The sequence below is a fragment of the Prevotella sp. HJM029 genome (assembly GCF_000599605.1).
In the GTDB taxonomy this organism is placed as follows: domain Bacteria; phylum Bacteroidota; class Bacteroidia; order Bacteroidales; family Bacteroidaceae; genus Prevotella.
In genome coordinates, this window is sequence record NZ_AZHT01000027.1 from 51064 (window position 1) to 67210 (window position 16147).

Genomic DNA, 16147 nt, shown 5'->3' on the forward strand with positions numbered 1-16147 from the left:
TTAAATTATAAGCAATATGGATGCAAATTTATTATTATCAACCTACGGAAAGTACTTCCCTCAGGAGCGCTTCGCCGATGTAAAAACCATTCTTGAGAACATGAGCGAGGACAAACAAGCAACCCTTGCCATGGCTGAATTTAAAGATCCCACTATAAGTCTCATCATCTCACTTTTAGGCGGTGGGTTAGGAATTGACCGTTTTTACATTGGTGATACTGGATTGGGTATTGCCAAACTCCTCACCTGTGGTGGATTAGGCATTTGGAGCATCATCGATTGGTTCTTAATCATGAGCGCTGTTCGTGAAAAGAATTTCCAAAAGCTCCTTGCATTGGTTTAATATCAAACAAGAGCTGCGCATACTCTTCATGCTGTATTGCGCAGCTTTTTTATGGCTTATCGCACAAGCGATAGGCCATTTTCATGTGGTGGTGTGTCCGTTTCGGCTCATCACCTCGCTCCCTTGTCCGGCATGCGGCACCACACGCGGCATGCTTTTGCTCGTACAAGGACATGTGCTGGCAGCACTGAGAAGTAACCTCAACCTGCTCTTCATCGTTCCGGCGATGATGGTCTACACGTTTTCACTCCTTAGTGATGCCTGCTTCAACACCCGTTTTGTGCTGCGAAACTACCTGCGATTCCGATTGTTTTTCAGCCATAAAGCGGTCTTAGTTGTGTTTTTCATGTTTGAAACTTTCGTGTGGCTCACCCATTTCGTTTGGAATTGAAGGGCGAGCCGCACAAAAGCAGTGGGCATTAACGTTGCACAAGCGCTAATGCCTGCGCCATCTCTTGCTGCAATTTCTGGGCAGCCGCCGCAGCCGCTTCGGCAAAATCGTGACCGGTGCCGGCGTAAAGAATGCCGCGCGAGGAGTTGACCAACAGACCGCAATCTTTCGTCATGCCATATTTGCACACCTCTTGCAAACTTCCACCCTGCGCACCTACGCCGGGAACCAACAGAAAATGATGGGGAACAACACGGCGAATGTCTTCGAACAGTTTGCCTTGCGTGGCCCCCACAACATACATCAGATGCTCATCCGAGCTCCACGCCTGACTGGTTTCCAACACTTTCTCAAACAAACGCTGCCCCGTGGTGAGCGGCGCAAATTGAAAATCCTTGCTGCCCGGATTGCTGGTGAGCGCCAACACAATCACCCACTTTCCAGGATAACCCAAGAAAGGTTTCACACTATCTTCGCCCATATAGGGTGCCACGGTCAACGCATCTACGGCATAGGTTTCGAAAAATGTTTTGGCATAGCGCGTACTGGTGTTACCGATATCGCCGCGCTTGGCATCGGCAATAACGAAATGCTTTGGATAGTGCACCTTTAGATAGTCGATAGTGCGTTCAAAAGCTTGCAATCCCTTCAGTCCATAGCACTCATAAAAAGCCAAGTTGGGCTTATAGGCCACACAAAAAGGTGCCGTTGCATCGATAATTGCCTTGTTAAATTCGAAGATAGGGTCGTCAGATGCCTGCAAATGTGCGGGGATTTTTTCCACATCGGTATCCAAACCGACACAGAGAAACGACTTCTTTTGAAAAATCTGAGTAATAAGTTCTTGTCTATTCATACGCTTACGAGTTTTGTTCAAAGGTAATAAGAAAATGTGGACAAACGAAATTCTACTCACACAATCCAGCTACAATATACAAAAGTGTCTACAAACGATGGGCATAAAGGCTAAGTTTATATCAATTATGATAGTAGAACCATTAAAAAAAATAAAATTCTTTGCATGCTATTTTTCCTTTCTCTATCTTTGCCACATCAATTAGATTGTATTTAAAATAGCATTAGAACGTATGAAAAAGTTATTATTTGTGGCTATGATGATGCTTTTAGGCATCTCTGCCCATGCACAGAAATCAGTTATTGACACGCTAAAAGCGCGCCAAGAGGTACTGAAAATCACTACACAACTGAACGAAGCACAGCTCGACTATCAAAAGGAAAAAGCGAAGTATGCGGATCTCATCAAAGAAGTTGACCAGTTAAATGCGAAAGCCAACGCAGCTACAGCCGACTTCAACACTTCGAATGCTTCGAACACAGTGAAAGATGCCAGCGCAACAATGAAGAAGCTTAAAGATGTAAAGAAAGCCAATAAGAAATTGGCTAAAAGTCAAAAGTGCCTGCAAAAGTATGAAAAGAAAATCGCAAAACTTCAAAACAAGCTCGATAAACTTAATAAACGTATTCAGTTTATTAATCAATAAAGAGATTTACAACATTCATCAAAGCGCCGAATTCAACTTGTGAATTCGGCGCTTTTTATGTTGTGATACTCATCAATGGACGATATAACTTTAAAAAGCTTTACCAAAACTAAAATATGGGGCAAAGCAAAGTTTGTAATCTACTTCATGACCATGAGTAAGCGTGTGTCCTAAGGCTATTCCTATTCTAAGCTGAAAACCTTTTGTTGCCGTGAAACGATAGCCCGCATTGAAGGTAGCCATCGCATTAAACACATTGTTACGCACAGGAGTTAGCAGCACCTGTCCTGAAGGTAAAACCTCTCCTGCATAGGTATGTTCATTATGAATGCCTGGAACAACCCCGACGCCCAATTCCATCGTGTGTCGGTGTTTAAAAACCAAATAATTGATGTTCAGTGGCAACGAATACATCCGTGTAGAAGCTTCGCCAGCAAGAAAATAGCTGGTTTGATAATAACCGAAGCCCAAACCTGCAGAGTAGCCCCACTGAGAGCCTTGCTTGAAGCGAGCATCATAGTTTAAACTAATGACATTGGGTGGTCCAAAAAGTTGTGCATTGACACTGCGATAGTGTTGTCCATCTGTTTGTGCTGCTGCAGAAAACACTGTAAGAGCTACTAAGGAAAGGGTAGCTAAAATATTCTTTTTCATTGTGATGAATCAATAACCTTATAATATAGTTACACACTTCTATTCTCCTACATTCTGCTTTTGCTGTATACTGGTGACAGAGCCTTCCCGCGTTTTCACATAAACAGAAATAACACCTATAACCATTCCCAAAACACAACATACCGTTGTCGCTATGAGCATCGTCATATCGAACTCTCTTACAACAGCAACGAGCAATGCATTACTTGCTCCTAAAATCAATAATCCAACGACTAAAGCCAGTAGTGCCATCATAACTTTACGCCTTTTTACCACGGGAGTAGTAGCAACAGCTGCTATAATAAATAGCATATACTTAATAGTACACAGTATACTATTAAGTAAAACGACAACAGCTTCACCATCTCCAAAGAGATTACAAAGCAGCTTAATGAGTGCACTGCCCAAAAACTGAATGGCGCCCATCGCACAGAATGCAACAGGTAAAACCAAAAGCCAGCGTACTGGTTTGGAAAGAGCCGTGGCAAATAAGAAGTCATAACGCTCATTAATACTAAACTTGCTATCTTGTTTTTTAGGTGTTATATCCATTTTATGCTATTTTTATGATTTAATTTCTTATGATAATTCTGTTTCTTTCAATTTTTCTGCATTCTCAGCAACAGTGAGTGCATCTATCATTTCTTGAATATTTCCATTGAGAAAGCCTTGTAAATCGTGAGTTGTAAAACCTATACGATGGTCTGTTACACGACCTTGTGGAAAATTATACGTGCGAATCTTAGCTGAACGATCACCTGTCGAAACCAAACTTTTACGACGATTAGCAATATCATCTACATACTTCTGGTGCTCACGATCGTGAATAAACGTATAAAGCCGACTCAGTGCACGCTCTTTATTCTTAGGCTGGTCGCGTGTTTCGGTACATTCAATGAGTATCTCTTCCACCTCACCCGTATTGGGATTCCGCCAGGGATAGCGCAAACGCACACCCGATTCTACCTTATTAACGTTTTGTCCACCAGCACCACTCGAGCGGAAAGTATCCCATTTAATGTCACCTTCATTAATATTAACCTCAAACTTATCGGCCTCAGGTAGCACAGCTACTGTCGCTGCACTGGTCTGCATACGTCCATTCGATTCAGTAACAGGAACACGTTGTACACGATGTACACCACTTTCATATTTCATTGTGCCATAGACATCGACACCACTAATCGCAAAATCAATCTCTTTATAACCGCCCACAGCACCTTCAGAGACATCTGTCACACTGAGTGTCCATCCTTTTATATCGCAATAGCGCTTATACATATTGAACAAATCACCAGCAAAGAGTGCAGCTTCATCACCTCCTGTCCCCGCACGAATTTCCATTTGCACGTTTTTACCATCCTCAGGATCCTTCGGAACGAGCAACAATTTTATTTCTTCTTCTAATTGTGGCTGTAAAGCTTCATTGGCATTCAGCTCTTCACGAGCCATATCTTTGATATCATTATCATTCTCATTCGCCAAAATATCCTTGGCTTCACGAATGGCATTGAGGCAAGCTATATAGCGCTTGCGAGCATTCATGATGTCACCTAAATCCTTCCATTCCTTAGTAAGTTTTACATAACGGCGCTGGTCGGCAATCACATCGGGGTCGGTAATGAGCGTGCTCACTTCTTCGAAGCGACTCTCTAAGCCATCTAATTTTTGAAGTATGTTATTGTTATCGGGCATATCTTTTTACCTTTCATTTTCTATTATTAATCTTTCTCTTCTACTTGTACTCGAATATTCCATAAGGTGATTTTATTGTAACCGTTTTATTGCCAGCTTCCACACGCCCTATAATCTGTGCATCAACATTAAAGCTCTTGCTAATATTGATGAGTTCATCGGCTATCTCAGGTTCCACATAAAGTTCCATGCGATGCCCCATGTTAAACACCTGATACATTTCACGCCACGAAGTATTTGAACTTTCTTGAATAGCCTGGAATAGGGGTGGGACAATAAAGAGGTTATCTTTAATGACATGACAACCTTCTCCTATAAAATGGAGCACCTTAGTCTGTGCGCCCCCCGTACAATGCACCATACCATGTATGCTTTTTCGTTGTACATCTAACATGCGTTTGATAATAGGAGCATAGGTTCTTGTAGGCGAGAGTACCAACTGAGCAGCGTTAAGTGATGTACCTGGGACACTATCTGTGAGCGCATATTGTCCACTATAAACCAGCGATTCGGGCACATTGTGGTCGAAACTCTCTGGATATTTCTCAGCCAAATACTTAGCAAACATATCATGTCGTGCACTCGTAAGGCCATTACTTCCCATTCCACCATTGTAATGGTGCTCATAAGTCGCCTGTCCTGTGGAGCTCAACCCAATGATAACGTCACCAGGCTTGATGTTTCGATTGTCGATTACATCAGCACGACGCATGCGACATGTGACGGTTGAGTCGACAATGATAGTGCGTACCAAGTCGCCCACATCAGCCGTTTCGCCACCAGTAAGCGTGATACCGATGCCCATAGCACGTAGCTCAGCCAAGAGTTCCTCAGTACCATTGATAATTGCAGAAATTACTTCGCCTGGAACGAGCAACTTGTTACGCCCAATAGTGCTCGAAACCAAGATATTGTCTACTGCACCTACGCAAAGCAAATCGTCAGTATTCATCACAATAGCATCTTGCGCAATCCCTTTCCAGACGCTCAAGTCACCCGTCTCTTTCCAATACAAATAAGCCAATGACGACTTTGTGCCTGCCCCATCGGCGTGCATAATGTTGCAATAAGCAGGGTCGTTACCCAAAATATCGGGCAGAATCTTACAAAAAGCTTGTGGAAAAATTCCTTTATCGATGTGCTTAATGGCATTGTGCACATCTTCTTTCGCAGCACTAACACCGCGTTGCATATAACGATTGTCCATTGATAATGTTGTTTAAATGGATGAAGTTATTACTGATGCCAAAAGTTCCAGCTCTCAAAAGCTTGCAAAAGCAGCATTTCTAAACCATTCTTCACCAAGGCACCACGCTCAATGCCTTTTTGCATGAAGCGCGTTTCATCAGGATTATAAATTAAATCGTAAAGTAAATGATGACTATCCATTGCGTCATAAGGAAGTGGGGGGCACTCATCTGCTTTAGGATACATGCCACAGGGAGTACAATTAACTACAACATGATAGTCACGAATGAGTTCGGGCGTCACTTCTTCATACGTAATAACACCCTCCTTTGGCGTCCGACTTACAAACATAGTTTCTAAGCCCAATGACCTTAAACCATAATGAATGGCCTTGGCCGATCCACCAGTACCTAAGATAAGTGCCTTTTTGTGGAAGCGCTCGAGCATGGGTTCTATACTCTTTGTGAAACCGATTACATCACTATTGAAACCTTTCAACTGCGTCTTACCACCTTTATGCTCCACACGGATAACATTTACAGCACCAATGGCACGTGCTTCAGGGGTTATATCATCCAAGAAACCGATGACTGCCTCCTTATAAGGCAATGTGACATTGAGTCCTTTCAGGGTAGGATTCTGTGCTAAAATCTCGGGTAACGAAGCAATATTCTCTATTTGGAAATTACAATATTGTGCATCAATACCTTCGTTAGCAAACTTCTCATTAAAGAAACTTATAGAGAACGAGTGCCCCAAGGGGTAGCCTATTAGTCCAAATGTTTCCATTACTATGAGCAAAAAATTATTTTGTTGCTAAATAAAGTGTGCAAATGCCAGCTGTTAAGCGCTTGAAAGATGCAGATTGGAAACCTGCATTTTTAAGAATCTCAACCATTTTTTCTGCCTGTGGGAAAGCCTCTATGGTGCGTGTGAGATAGCTATATGCACTGGAATCCTTCGAAATCAGTTTGCCATAAAGCGGCAAAAAGGTATGCGAATAAATCGTAAAAAGCTGCTTCATAGGAAAGGATATGGGTTGTGTCAATTCTATAATACATAAATGCCCTCCTACTTTAAGCACACGACACATCTCGCTCAATCCTTTATCTAAGTCCTGAAAGTTGCGAATACCGAATGCAGCAGTAACAGCATCGAAATGATTATCGGGGAAAGTAAGCCTTGTACAATCCTCCTTTTTAAACTGGATGATACTTTCAAGCCCTTCGTTTGCCACTTTCTGTGCCCCTATTTTCATCATCCCCTCGCTGATATCTACAGCCCATAACTGTTGCGGATGAAGCATCTTTACGGACAAAATAGCAAAATCACCCGTACCCGTCGCAATGTCTAACATACATTTAGGGGCGAAAGGTTGGAGCTCTTGAATAGCCTTTTTCCGCCAGCCTCGGTCTATATCCCATGACAAACGATGATTTAGGGTGTCGTAGGTGGGAGCGATGTTATCAAACATCTCTTCCACCAACTTTCCTTTTTCTGTATCCTTCCCGTAGGGTTTTATTTCTTCTTGCTTATACATTCGCGGGATATTTCTCATATGAGCGAAATCAACGTGACTGCAAATAAGCGGTCACATGCTGTTCTATGCGCGCAGCAATATCGCCTTCTTCTGCCGTCTTATCAAATTTTTCACCCGTGATATGTTCGTAAAGCTCTATATAACGTTCACTCACACTATTAGCATATTCATCGGTAATCTCGGGCATCTTTTGTCCAGGCTCATTCATAAAGTTATGCTCTATGAGCCACTGACGCACAAACTCTTTTGAAAGTTGCCGTTGTGGCTGCCCCGCTTTAAACTTTTCTTCATAACCTTCTGCATAGAAATAGCGACTGGAGTCGGGTGTATGAATCTCGTCAATAAGATAGATTTTCCCATCACGTTTACCAAACTCATATTTTGTATCAACCAAAATCAATCCCTGCTTAGCTGCAATCTCTTGCCCGCGTTTGAATAGACGTCGGGTATAATCTTCTATCACTTCGTAATCTTCCTTGCTTACAAGTCCCTGACGAATAATCTCTTCTTTCGAAATATTGAGATCATGCCCCTCATCAGCCTTAGTCGTTGGTGTTACGATAGGCTCTGGGAAACGCTCATTTTCGCGCATTCCATCGGGCAATTTTACACCACACAATTCACGACATCCTTCTTGGTAGGCACGCCAAGCACTACCTGTTAGGATAGAACGGATTATCATCTCCACACGGAAGCCCTCGCACTTTAAGCCCACTGTGACCATAGGGTCAGGCGTAGCAAGCTTCCAATTAGGGCAAATGTCAGCTGTAGCATCCAAGAACTTCGCTGCAATTTGATTAAGCACTTGTCCTTTAAAAGGAATACCTTTGGGTAACACAACATCGAATGCTGATATTCTGTCGGTTGCCACCATCACTATAAGATCGTCGTTAATGTTGTAGACATCACGCACTTTCCCATGATACACACTCTTTTGTCCATTGAAATGGAAATCTGTTGTTGTTAATGCTCTCATCTTGATGATCAATTTATATCGTTGTCTAAATGCTCTATGAACGTTGTATAATGTTCGTCATCACTGTCAGAATTTTCCTTCTGCTTATTATTAGCGTCGCCTCTCCCTGTTGCATTATGTTGTTTATCGAATGCTGCATAAGCATCAACGATGCGTGTAACAAGCTTATGACGTACAATATCCTTTTTATCTAAATTCACCACCCCTATTCCCTCTATATCATGCAAGATATGGAGAGCTTCTCTCAGACCACTTCGCTGTTCACGTGGCAAATCAATTTGTGTCATATCTCCTGTAATAATCATCTTCGTGTTCCATCCCATACGTGTAAGAAACATCCGAATTTGTTGTGGAGTAGTATTCTGTGCTTCATCTAAAATTACCACAGCATCACTCAAAGTACGCCCTCTCATAAAAGCTAATGGCGCAATTTGAATGATATGCTTCTCCATCATATCTTGCAATTTCACAGCAGGTATCATATCTTCCAACGCATCGTAGAGAGGTTGTAGATAGGGGTCTATCTTATCTTTCATATCGCCTGGTAAAAAGCCCAACTTCTCTCCCGCTTCTACAGCAGGACGACTTAAGATAATACGCTTTACGACCTTATCTTTAAGTGCACGCACAGCCAAAGCTATACTCAGATAAGTCTTTCCCGTTCCAGCAGGACCTACAGCAAACACCATATCACAATGCTCATAAGCCTCAACCAATTTCTGTTGATTTTCTGACTTGCTCTTAATAGGACGCCCAGAGATACTATAAACCAAAACGCCCTTCACGGCGTCATTTTTTGTTTTGCGTCCCTTAACAATATCCAAGATATCTTCATCGGTAAGCGCATTATATTTGAGTACATGACGTTGCATACTTTCCACACACTCTTCAAATTTAGCCATCTCATCCTCGTCCCCCAAGACACGGATAACATTATCGCGTGCAACAATACGCAGTTTGGGGAACAACGACTTCATCATTTGCAGATGACTATTATTAACGCCATAGAAAATAACAGGGTCAATATCCTCTAAAATAATATGCTTCTCGATCAAAGTGTTGCTACTAAAATTTAGCTGCAAATTTATGTTATTTTTTTGAGAGTACCAAATATTTAATCTACCTTTGTCTACTGAAAAAAGAACCTTTTTAGGCATGAAGATTTCAAAAAACAAATTTCTGTTGGGAGCAGGATTTGTCATTATATCATTGGGAGTTATACGTTGCGTTTCTCCACATGTTGTTAAACAACAAAATACAGAACCGACGCATGCAAAAACTATTGAGATAGAAGATGGTTCTAATCAGCAATCTCCCGATAAACAATGCACTGACGCCCAAAATACTCAAAACCAATTAGCCTATTCTAACTTCTTTCGTGCAGATGGCAGCTTAGTAAAGAATCGCATTTATAGTGTACCCAATTTTGGAAAGGCGTTCCCTGACCAGAATGATGTACAACTCATTTCTGCAAAGAAATATGGTGTCAGTCCTGTACAAAACCGTAAAGAAGCAGAACATCGCAAAGGTGAACTCACCTATATTGGGAGTAATCCTTATTACTATGTCGACAATTTGAAATCAAGTATTCCCTATTTAGTACCACGTGCAGCCATCTTACTACAAGACATTGGGCGTAATTTTTTCGATTCATTACAAATAAAAGGAATCCCATTGCACAAAATTATTGTTACGAGTGTGATGCGCTCAAAAGAGGATGTTCAAAAGCTACGCAATCACAATCGCAACGCAACACAAAATAGTTGTCACCTCTATGGCACAACCATTGATGTGTGTTATAATCGCTACAAAACAGTAGAAACAGCAAAAACAACACGTCGAAAAGTACGTAATGACACCTTAAAATGGGTTCTCAGTGAAGTTCTCAATGACTTACGACAACAAAATCGTTGTCACATAAAATACGAAGTACATCAAGGGTGCTTTCACCTCACCGTAAGATAAACACCCTCGCATAAAATTCCACCCCCATCATTCCCCTCCTTCTTGGCAAAAATAGAAGTAGTTTTAATAAATAAAAGAATGCTAAATAGCCATCCATGAACTATTTAGCATTTTAAAATGTGCGCCTGATAGGACTCGAACCTACACGGCATAACCACTAGATCCTAAGTCTAGCGCGTCTACCAATTTCGCCACAAGCGCCTTTATGGATTGCAAAGGTACAATTTAATTTTTAACCAAACAAAATATCTTGTTCCTATTTTTCTTGCTCTATACAATGAAAAATCAGAAAGAATCTGTGTTCGCCATATATACAATTCAAGATAGATGTGCAATTTCTTATTATCAACTATTAAGATTTTACACCTTTATCTTGAATGGCTAAATTGAAAAATATACTTTCTTCTTTTATTTTTCTCGGATTGCAGTTGGTGGTTCTCCCAATTGAGCCTGCACATATCGGCTAAAATGGGCAGGAGATGAGAAGTTAAACATTTCACTAACTTCAACCACGGACAATCGTTCACTACGAAGCTGTTGATGGATAGCCAATTTTACAAAATGATTTATCCAGTAATTGGCCGTCCTCCCAGTCACCATTCGGCAAACGGCTGACAGATGTTTGCTTGTAACAAACAATTTATCGGCATAATAAGACACTTCACGATGCTGCTTATATTCACCACTTTTCAACATTTCCATAAATGCTGTTACGAGATGAGATGAGCGCACTGATACATGAGATGAGCCATAAATGCGATTTTGGACATCGAAAATATCCAAGAGAAAAAGAAGACAACAAGCACTAAGCACATCCTTTTGGAAATGGTGTTCATGGTCATTCCCCCGCTCTATAATTACATGGATATCGTCCGTTACACGCTCAAACTCCTTGGGATTGAGCTGTAATGCTGGATTGGCTGTAAGCAAGAGCTCACTTCGGACATCGAAATTAACATCGGGCGTAGACTTTTCTACAAATGGGAAATGAATATAAAGCACCAATACCTCAAATGCTGCATCAGCTTTTATATGCTGCATGAGTTGTTGTTCTCGAATGACTAAGAGGTCATTTGCTTTAATTTCAAACGGCACTGTGTTGTAAATAAATGTACAACACCCCGCTTTACACAATGCATAGACAGCATAGTCTTTCAACTCATCATTCCCGATCCTACTAAAATTAGAATCAGCGACAACTGTGTGATTACTCATAGTGAAAAAACTTATAACCTTTTTGAAAGGCGAATTAATGTATATCGCAAAGTTACAAAAAGTATTTTCACTACCTGTAATGATTTTTGAATTTCTCCTTTTTTTATTCAAAAAGAGTTCTTGCGTATTCTATAAGTGTGTCTCTTCCACTCAAAAAATCACTTAATTGCAAGCCTATTTGTGTATCGGGCATAATCCCAAACTCGGTTGTTCGTTTATCTTTATCAAACACAGGACAAGCCGAAAAGCGAATACTCCAACCATTCGGAAGCTCACTGCTGAAAGGGAGTCCAGAACCACCACCAGTTTTGTCACCAATTACATGCACTTTAGGACAGCATTTCATACATTTTACGAACTCATTTGCGGCACTATACACGCCACGATTGGTAAGAATAACGACCGGCTTTTGCCAACGTATGCCCCGACTGGGCTTTAACCATTGTTCCTGGAGTGCAGAAAAGTCATCATGTCGGCGGCCCGTTTTATGCTGCATATAGCCCACAAGCAGCGGCTCATTGGTGAAACGTGCTGCCAACTGCTCTGCACTTGAGATGAGCCCACCTGGATTACTCCGCACGTCAATAATCAATCCGCGTGCAGGGAGAAAATAGGAAAAAATCTGATCTAAGTTGCCTTCGCCCAACGCTTGATTGAATGTTGCACAGCGAAGATAGCCCACATTATCGTCTAACAGACAATAACGCAGGCCACTGGCTATGCGGAAATTACGACCTAAATATCGTGTTATAAGCGTATCATACATATTGACTGGATAGTTTTCATGCCACGACCAATTGCGTGCAACATCAAAACTCGAATACAAATTAACATGTCCGTCACGCAACTCAGCAAGCATATTGCCCAATACTTCAAAAAGCTGCGCTTCAGTCATTTGTGCATTGATCTGTCGTTGGTAGCGCGCATGCACTTCGTTCCAATCCAATCCATATTCTTGTTGCTTGATAGTTAAAAAGCAATAGTGCTCGTCAATGATATGCCATAGGGCTTCGAAATTGCCTTGTGGATTATCGGCATACGTATCTTCCTTCACGCAACTATCCAGCAATACGGCACATAGTAATGCGAGCAAACCTAAAGAGAAAAAATGTTTTGCGTTCATCGGTTGACTTTAGTTAGCTTGAATGTTTTTACAATGCCCACCAAAAGTGTATGCGTGTAACTATGCCGCTTCAGCTCATTGACATGTGATTGCAAATATTCCCCTTGATAGCCTATGCAGCAAGTAGTGTGGAGCAGTGGAAAATCAAGGGTCAGCCGATGCGTCAAAGAAGGTGCATTGCCAGGATAAGTAGGCACGATGTTGTGGTCGTAGTTCCCTTTCGAGAAGATTTCATAATAGGCTTGTCCATAGTTTGGCGAGAACATTACACCTGCAATAGGCACTGCCAAAGCATAACGAAGACAACACCTTTGCTGACTATTTTTATGAAATGGATTAGGGAAGAGATATTCAGCTGCAGCCATAGGGAGCACACTCAATGAAGAATAGGCTTGTGCAGGATTGTTGCTATTACGAGTATTGTAGAGAAAGCCCAAAGCCAACTCCATATTGACACCCGCTTCTAAGCGCAATTCTTGCTGTCCCCATTGCCACGACTGGCAAGCATAATGCCAACCATATTGAAAGCGATAGTTCCCCGTCAACTCTTTTCCGCTACTCGAACGCGTGTCGACATAGGCAATATTGCCTTGATGGACAATCTCCTGCGACATGCGCTTACCCTCGCGTTGGCGCAACGTGTGACTGATATAGCGAATGTCTGTCCCGTGATATTCCTCAGGACTCAAATAAGTGTCTAAGATATTGGTGGTACCAACTCCCACCATACGACTATTGGTTGTGATGCGTTGCGGAATGGACTGGCCATCAGTTTGGGCATGCAACGCAATGCTATTGACGCTCAAAATACCACAAACAGCAAATACTTTGAGGCACTTAGGTTTTATCGTTTGTTTCATCGGGGAAAAGGTTTAGCTGTCCTGTCATCTCATCCATCACCTGCTGTTGGCTTTTACCAGCATCGGGATCTAAATTTTCATCAGATTCTATTTCTTCGTCATCAGTTTCATCATCTGTTGGCTTTTCTGGGAAACGAAGCGGCTCCAACTCTTGCACGTTAGCCACTTCCCATGTTGAAAGACGCTTACCTTTGGCTTTAAAACTCTTCTGTCCGATGAAACTTTCGGCATCAATCTCTTCCTTCGGGCGCACAGCATCGGCTCCACCATAGGTCACTTCCAAGCGCGGATAAACTGTGTCAGTGAGTAATAGTAGCTGACTTTCGGCATTTTCGCCCACAAAATTCTGTTCCTTTTTCGTGGCATCCATCGTGAAGCGTTTCACATAGGTGTAGCCTTGATTATCGGCATCGCGCAACACTGCCGTCCACACCTTCTCGCTATCCCATTTCTCCAAACGCATGATGTTGTCGGGATAGTGGTTGTTGGCATCGAATGTCGTGAGATAGAAATCGGCATTGTCTAAAATCACCAAGATGCGATCGTCATCATAGAACTCACCCAAGAAACGTCCATGCTCTTCGTAGTTGATGCGTTTCACATCGGCATCATACCACACCTTGCGCCCGCCCAACGTTGAATGGCCGTGACTCTTCAGGCCGATGCGGTGAATGCTCTGCTTGGTGAGCAGATTACCTTTGGCCGCACGCCCCTTGATGAGGATATCTTTAAAGTCGCGTTCCAAGAAAATGTTCTGCCGCTTTTTCTTGGGATCGACATCCAACGTAATCTTAATGCGCTCGGCTTCGCCATTGGGATTAGCCGTGAAATAAACTACCTTCGAACCGGGAGTACCCAGCGTCAAGTCGTATTCGCGGTCACGCGTCATAGCCGTCACGTTGAAACGCTTCATATAGTAAAAGCCTTGTTTGCCATCGCGATAAACCACATTGTAGATGGTGCGTTTGTCGTTTTTCTTGAACACCTGCAACCAAATGATGCCTTTGCCCACAAAAATCTTGTCGGCCACCTTCAACACCTTATATTTTCCATCGCGATAGAAGATAATCACATCGTCAATATCCGAACAGTTGCACACAAACTCGTCCTTCTTCAACCCCGTTCCGATGAAACCTTCCTGACGATTGATGTAGAGTTTTTGATTGGCCTCCACCACTTTGGCACTGTCGATGGTGTCGAAACTCCGGATTTCGGTACGACGCGGATGCGCTTTGCCGTATTTCTCTAAGATGAAGTTAAACCATTTAATGGTGACGTCGGTCATGTGGTTGAGGTCGTTTTCAATCTCGGCCACCTCAGCTTTGATGCGCGCAATGAGCTCGTCGGCCTTGTCCTTGTTGAACTTCAAGATGCGTTGCATTTTGATTTCCATGAGCCGCAGAATATCATCGCGCGTCACGTCGCGAATGAATTCGGGCTTAAACGGCGTGAGTTTTTCGTCGACAAAAGCAATGGCCTCATCCATCGTGTCGGCCGTTTCGAATTTCTTTTCTTTATAGATGCGCTGCTCAATAAAGATGCGTTCCAAGCTGGCGAAAAAGAGTTGCTCGAGCAGTTCGCCACGCCGAATTTGCAGCTCCTTGCGCAACAGGCCCATGGTGCTGTCCACACTGTGGCGCAACACATCGCTCACCGTGAGGAAACAAGGTTTGTTGTCTTCAATCACACAGCAGTTGGGCGAAATATTAATCTCGCAATCGCTGAAAGCATAGAGCGCATCAATGGTCTTGTCGGGTGAAACGCCCGGTGCCAAATGCACCTGAATTTCCACCTCAGCCGCCGTGTTGTCGTCCACACGTTTGGCCTTAATCTTCCCCTTGTCAACGGCTTTCAGAATGCTATCGATAAGCGTCGTGGTGGTTTTGCTGAACGGAATTTCGCGAATGACGAGCGTCTTGCTGTCCAACTTCTCAATCTTTGCCCTCACCTTCAGCACACCGCCGCGCTGCCCATCGTTATATTTGCTCACGTCGATGGCACCTCCTGTGGGGAAATCGGGATAGAGTGCAAACGTCTCGCCACGCAGATAGTGAATGGCGGCCTCGCAAATCTCCGTCAGATTGTGGGGCAGCAGCTTGCTGCTCAAGCCCACAGCAATGCCTTCTGCGCCCTGTGCCAACAGCAAAGGAAACTTCACAGGCAGCGTGATAGGCTCCTTATTGCGCCCATCATAGCTCAGTTGCCAATCGGTGGTTTTGGCATTAAACACCACGTCTAACGCGAATTTCGACAACCGCGCCTCAATATAACGCGGCGCCGCAGCACGATCGCCCGTCAAGATATTGCCCCAGTTGCCTTGACAATCGATGAGCAAATCCTTCTGTCCCATCTGCACCAGCGCATCGCCTATCGACGCATCGCCGTGAGGATGGAACTGCATTGTGTGCCCCACAATGTTGGCCACCTTATTATATCGGCCATCATCCATGCGCTTCATCGAGTGCAAAATGCGGCGCTGCACAGGCTTCAATCCATCCTCAATGTGCGGAACGGCACGCTCCAAAATCACATAGCTGGCATAGTCTAAGAACCAGTTCTTATACATACCACTCAAATGGTGCACGGCCGAAGCATCAAACTTGTCGGCTGGCGTATAGTCAGAATGGGTGTCGGGGGTGAGTGTTTCGTCCTCGAGGTTGAGGTCCTTGTCTTTTATCTCGTCGTCCATGTGGAA

The 16147-nt window shown here is 43.1% G+C and carries 17 protein-coding genes and 1 tRNA gene; 4 read left to right on the forward strand and 14 right to left on the reverse strand.

The annotated features are described in order from the left end of the window. Positions 1-16: 16 nt before the first annotated feature. The gene (locus tag X919_RS0103135) at positions 17-343 is read left to right on the forward strand and encodes a TM2 domain-containing protein (RefSeq protein WP_028898985.1); all 327 of its coding nucleotides are present in this window, start codon (positions 17-19) and stop codon (positions 341-343) included. Further along, on the forward strand, positions 330-734 hold the full coding sequence (locus X919_RS15630; protein ID WP_051502384.1) for a DUF2752 domain-containing protein: 405 nt from the start codon (positions 330-332) through the stop codon (positions 732-734). Before X919_RS0103135 ends, X919_RS15630 begins: the two co-directional genes overlap by 14 nt. A gap of 28 nt (positions 735-762) precedes the next feature. Here X919_RS15630 and pyrF read toward each other — a convergent pair whose 3' ends face one another. Next, a complete protein-coding gene (gene pyrF / locus X919_RS0103145; protein ID WP_028898986.1) occupies positions 763-1590 on the reverse strand; it encodes an orotidine-5'-phosphate decarboxylase in 828 nt (275 codons plus the stop codon). Positions 1591-1822: 232 nt separating this feature from the next. On the opposite strand from pyrF, the gene X919_RS0103150 reads away from it, so the two are divergent. Continuing rightward, on the forward strand, positions 1823-2236 hold the full coding sequence (locus X919_RS0103150) for a hypothetical protein (RefSeq protein ID WP_028898987.1): 414 nt from the start codon (positions 1823-1825) through the stop codon (positions 2234-2236). 90 nt (positions 2237-2326) lie between these two features. Here X919_RS0103150 and X919_RS14665 read toward each other — a convergent pair whose 3' ends face one another. From X919_RS14665 to X919_RS0103190, 8 genes are read right to left on the reverse strand one after another with little or no spacing between them, the layout of a single operon-like run. Continuing rightward, entirely contained in the window at positions 2327-2890 is a 564-nt protein-coding gene (locus X919_RS14665) for a hypothetical protein (protein WP_051502386.1), read from the reverse strand. Positions 2891-2929: 39 nt separating this feature from the next. Then, positions 2930-3442, reverse strand: a complete 513-nt coding sequence (locus X919_RS0103160) for a hypothetical protein (RefSeq protein ID WP_028898988.1) — start codon at positions 3440-3442, stop codon at positions 2930-2932. Positions 3443-3469: 27 nt separating this feature from the next. Next, the gene (gene prfA / locus X919_RS0103165; protein ID WP_028898989.1) at positions 3470-4585 is read right to left on the reverse strand and encodes a peptide chain release factor 1; all 1116 of its coding nucleotides are present in this window, start codon (positions 4583-4585) and stop codon (positions 3470-3472) included. Between the two features lie 40 nt (positions 4586-4625). Beyond that, positions 4626-5792 (reverse strand): AIR synthase related protein, encoded by a 1167-nt coding sequence (locus X919_RS0103170; RefSeq protein WP_028898990.1) that lies wholly within the window; start codon positions 5790-5792, stop codon positions 4626-4628. 29 nt (positions 5793-5821) lie between these two features. Next, the gene (locus X919_RS0103175) at positions 5822-6562 is read right to left on the reverse strand and encodes a shikimate dehydrogenase family protein (RefSeq protein WP_028898991.1); all 741 of its coding nucleotides are present in this window, start codon (positions 6560-6562) and stop codon (positions 5822-5824) included. A 16-nt stretch (positions 6563-6578) separates the two neighbouring features. Continuing rightward, positions 6579-7313: a bifunctional demethylmenaquinone methyltransferase/2-methoxy-6-polyprenyl-1,4-benzoquinol methylase UbiE gene (ubiE, locus tag X919_RS0103180; protein WP_028898992.1), complete on the reverse strand. Its 735-nt coding sequence runs from the start codon at positions 7311-7313 to the stop codon at positions 6579-6581. Positions 7314-7341: 28 nt separating this feature from the next. Continuing rightward, the gene (locus tag X919_RS0103185) at positions 7342-8289 is read right to left on the reverse strand and encodes a phosphoribosylaminoimidazolesuccinocarboxamide synthase (protein ID WP_028898993.1); all 948 of its coding nucleotides are present in this window, start codon (positions 8287-8289) and stop codon (positions 7342-7344) included. An 8-nt stretch (positions 8290-8297) separates the two neighbouring features. Next, positions 8298-9344: a PhoH family protein gene (locus tag X919_RS0103190; protein ID WP_028898994.1), complete on the reverse strand. Its 1047-nt coding sequence runs from the start codon at positions 9342-9344 to the stop codon at positions 8298-8300. A 100-nt stretch (positions 9345-9444) separates the two neighbouring features. Here X919_RS0103190 and X919_RS0103195 point away from each other — a divergent pair, with 100 nt between their 5' ends. Then, positions 9445-10254 carry a DUF5715 family protein gene (locus tag X919_RS0103195; RefSeq protein WP_028898995.1) on the forward strand — a complete coding sequence of 270 codons (810 nt, stop codon included), beginning with the start codon at positions 9445-9447 and terminating at the stop codon, positions 10252-10254. A 120-nt stretch (positions 10255-10374) separates the two neighbouring features. On the opposite strand, the gene X919_RS0103200 is transcribed toward X919_RS0103195, so the two are convergent. The 5 genes from X919_RS0103200 to X919_RS0103220 all read right to left on the reverse strand — a co-directional run bounded on the left by X919_RS0103200 (position 10375) and on the right by X919_RS0103220 (position 16141). Next, positions 10375-10455: transfer RNA gene (locus tag X919_RS0103200), tRNA-Leu, on the reverse strand. Positions 10456-10662: 207 nt separating this feature from the next. Further along, positions 10663-11469, reverse strand: a complete 807-nt coding sequence (locus tag X919_RS0103205) for an AraC family transcriptional regulator (protein WP_028898996.1) — start codon at positions 11467-11469, stop codon at positions 10663-10665. Positions 11470-11572: 103 nt separating this feature from the next. Then, positions 11573-12592 carry a S41 family peptidase gene (locus X919_RS0103210; protein WP_028898997.1) on the reverse strand — a complete coding sequence of 340 codons (1020 nt, stop codon included), beginning with the start codon at positions 12590-12592 and terminating at the stop codon, positions 11573-11575. Then, positions 12589-13452, reverse strand: a complete 864-nt coding sequence (locus X919_RS0103215; RefSeq protein ID WP_028898998.1) for a DUF3316 domain-containing protein — start codon at positions 13450-13452, stop codon at positions 12589-12591. The genes X919_RS0103210 and X919_RS0103215 overlap by 4 nt, the downstream gene beginning before the upstream one ends. Beyond that, the gene (locus X919_RS0103220) at positions 13430-16141 is read right to left on the reverse strand and encodes a DNA gyrase/topoisomerase IV subunit A (RefSeq protein ID WP_028898999.1); all 2712 of its coding nucleotides are present in this window, start codon (positions 16139-16141) and stop codon (positions 13430-13432) included. The genes X919_RS0103215 and X919_RS0103220 overlap by 23 nt, the downstream gene beginning before the upstream one ends. Between the last annotated feature and the right edge of the window lie 6 nt (positions 16142-16147).

What these genes read in the sequence shown, in the direction of transcription:
- X919_RS0103150 (WP_028898987.1), top strand. Translation starts at nt 1,823, where the DNA reads ATGAAAAAGTTATTATTTGTGGCTATGATGATGCTTTTAGGCATCTCT.
- X919_RS0103160 (WP_028898988.1), bottom strand. Translation starts at nt 3,442, where the DNA reads ATGGATATAACACCTAAAAAACAAGATAGCAAGTTTAGTATTAATGAG.
- X919_RS0103170 (WP_028898990.1), bottom strand. Translation starts at nt 5,792, where the DNA reads ATGGACAATCGTTATATGCAACGCGGTGTTAGTGCTGCGAAAGAAGAT.
- ubiE (WP_028898992.1), bottom strand. Translation starts at nt 7,313, where the DNA reads ATGTATAAGCAAGAAGAAATAAAACCCTACGGGAAGGATACAGAAAAA.
- X919_RS0103210 (WP_028898997.1), bottom strand. Translation starts at nt 12,592, where the DNA reads ATGAACGCAAAACATTTTTTCTCTTTAGGTTTGCTCGCATTACTATGT.
- X919_RS0103205 (WP_028898996.1), bottom strand. Translation starts at nt 11,469, where the DNA reads ATGAGTAATCACACAGTTGTCGCTGATTCTAATTTTAGTAGGATCGGG.
- pyrF (WP_028898986.1), bottom strand. Translation starts at nt 1,590, where the DNA reads ATGAATAGACAAGAACTTATTACTCAGATTTTTCAAAAGAAGTCGTTT.
- X919_RS14665 (WP_051502386.1), bottom strand. Translation starts at nt 2,890, where the DNA reads ATGAAAAAGAATATTTTAGCTACCCTTTCCTTAGTAGCTCTTACAGTG.
- prfA (WP_028898989.1), bottom strand. Translation starts at nt 4,585, where the DNA reads ATGCCCGATAACAATAACATACTTCAAAAATTAGATGGCTTAGAGAGT.
- X919_RS0103215 (WP_028898998.1), bottom strand. Translation starts at nt 13,452, where the DNA reads ATGAAACAAACGATAAAACCTAAGTGCCTCAAAGTATTTGCTGTTTGT.
- X919_RS0103135 (WP_028898985.1), top strand. Translation starts at nt 17, where the DNA reads ATGGATGCAAATTTATTATTATCAACCTACGGAAAGTACTTCCCTCAG.
- X919_RS0103175 (WP_028898991.1), bottom strand. Translation starts at nt 6,562, where the DNA reads ATGGAAACATTTGGACTAATAGGCTACCCCTTGGGGCACTCGTTCTCT.
- X919_RS0103185 (WP_028898993.1), bottom strand. Translation starts at nt 8,289, where the DNA reads ATGAGAGCATTAACAACAACAGATTTCCATTTCAATGGACAAAAGAGT.
- X919_RS0103220 (WP_028898999.1), bottom strand. Translation starts at nt 16,141, where the DNA reads ATGGACGACGAGATAAAAGACAAGGACCTCAACCTCGAGGACGAAACA.
- X919_RS0103195 (WP_028898995.1), top strand. Translation starts at nt 9,445, where the DNA reads ATGAAGATTTCAAAAAACAAATTTCTGTTGGGAGCAGGATTTGTCATT.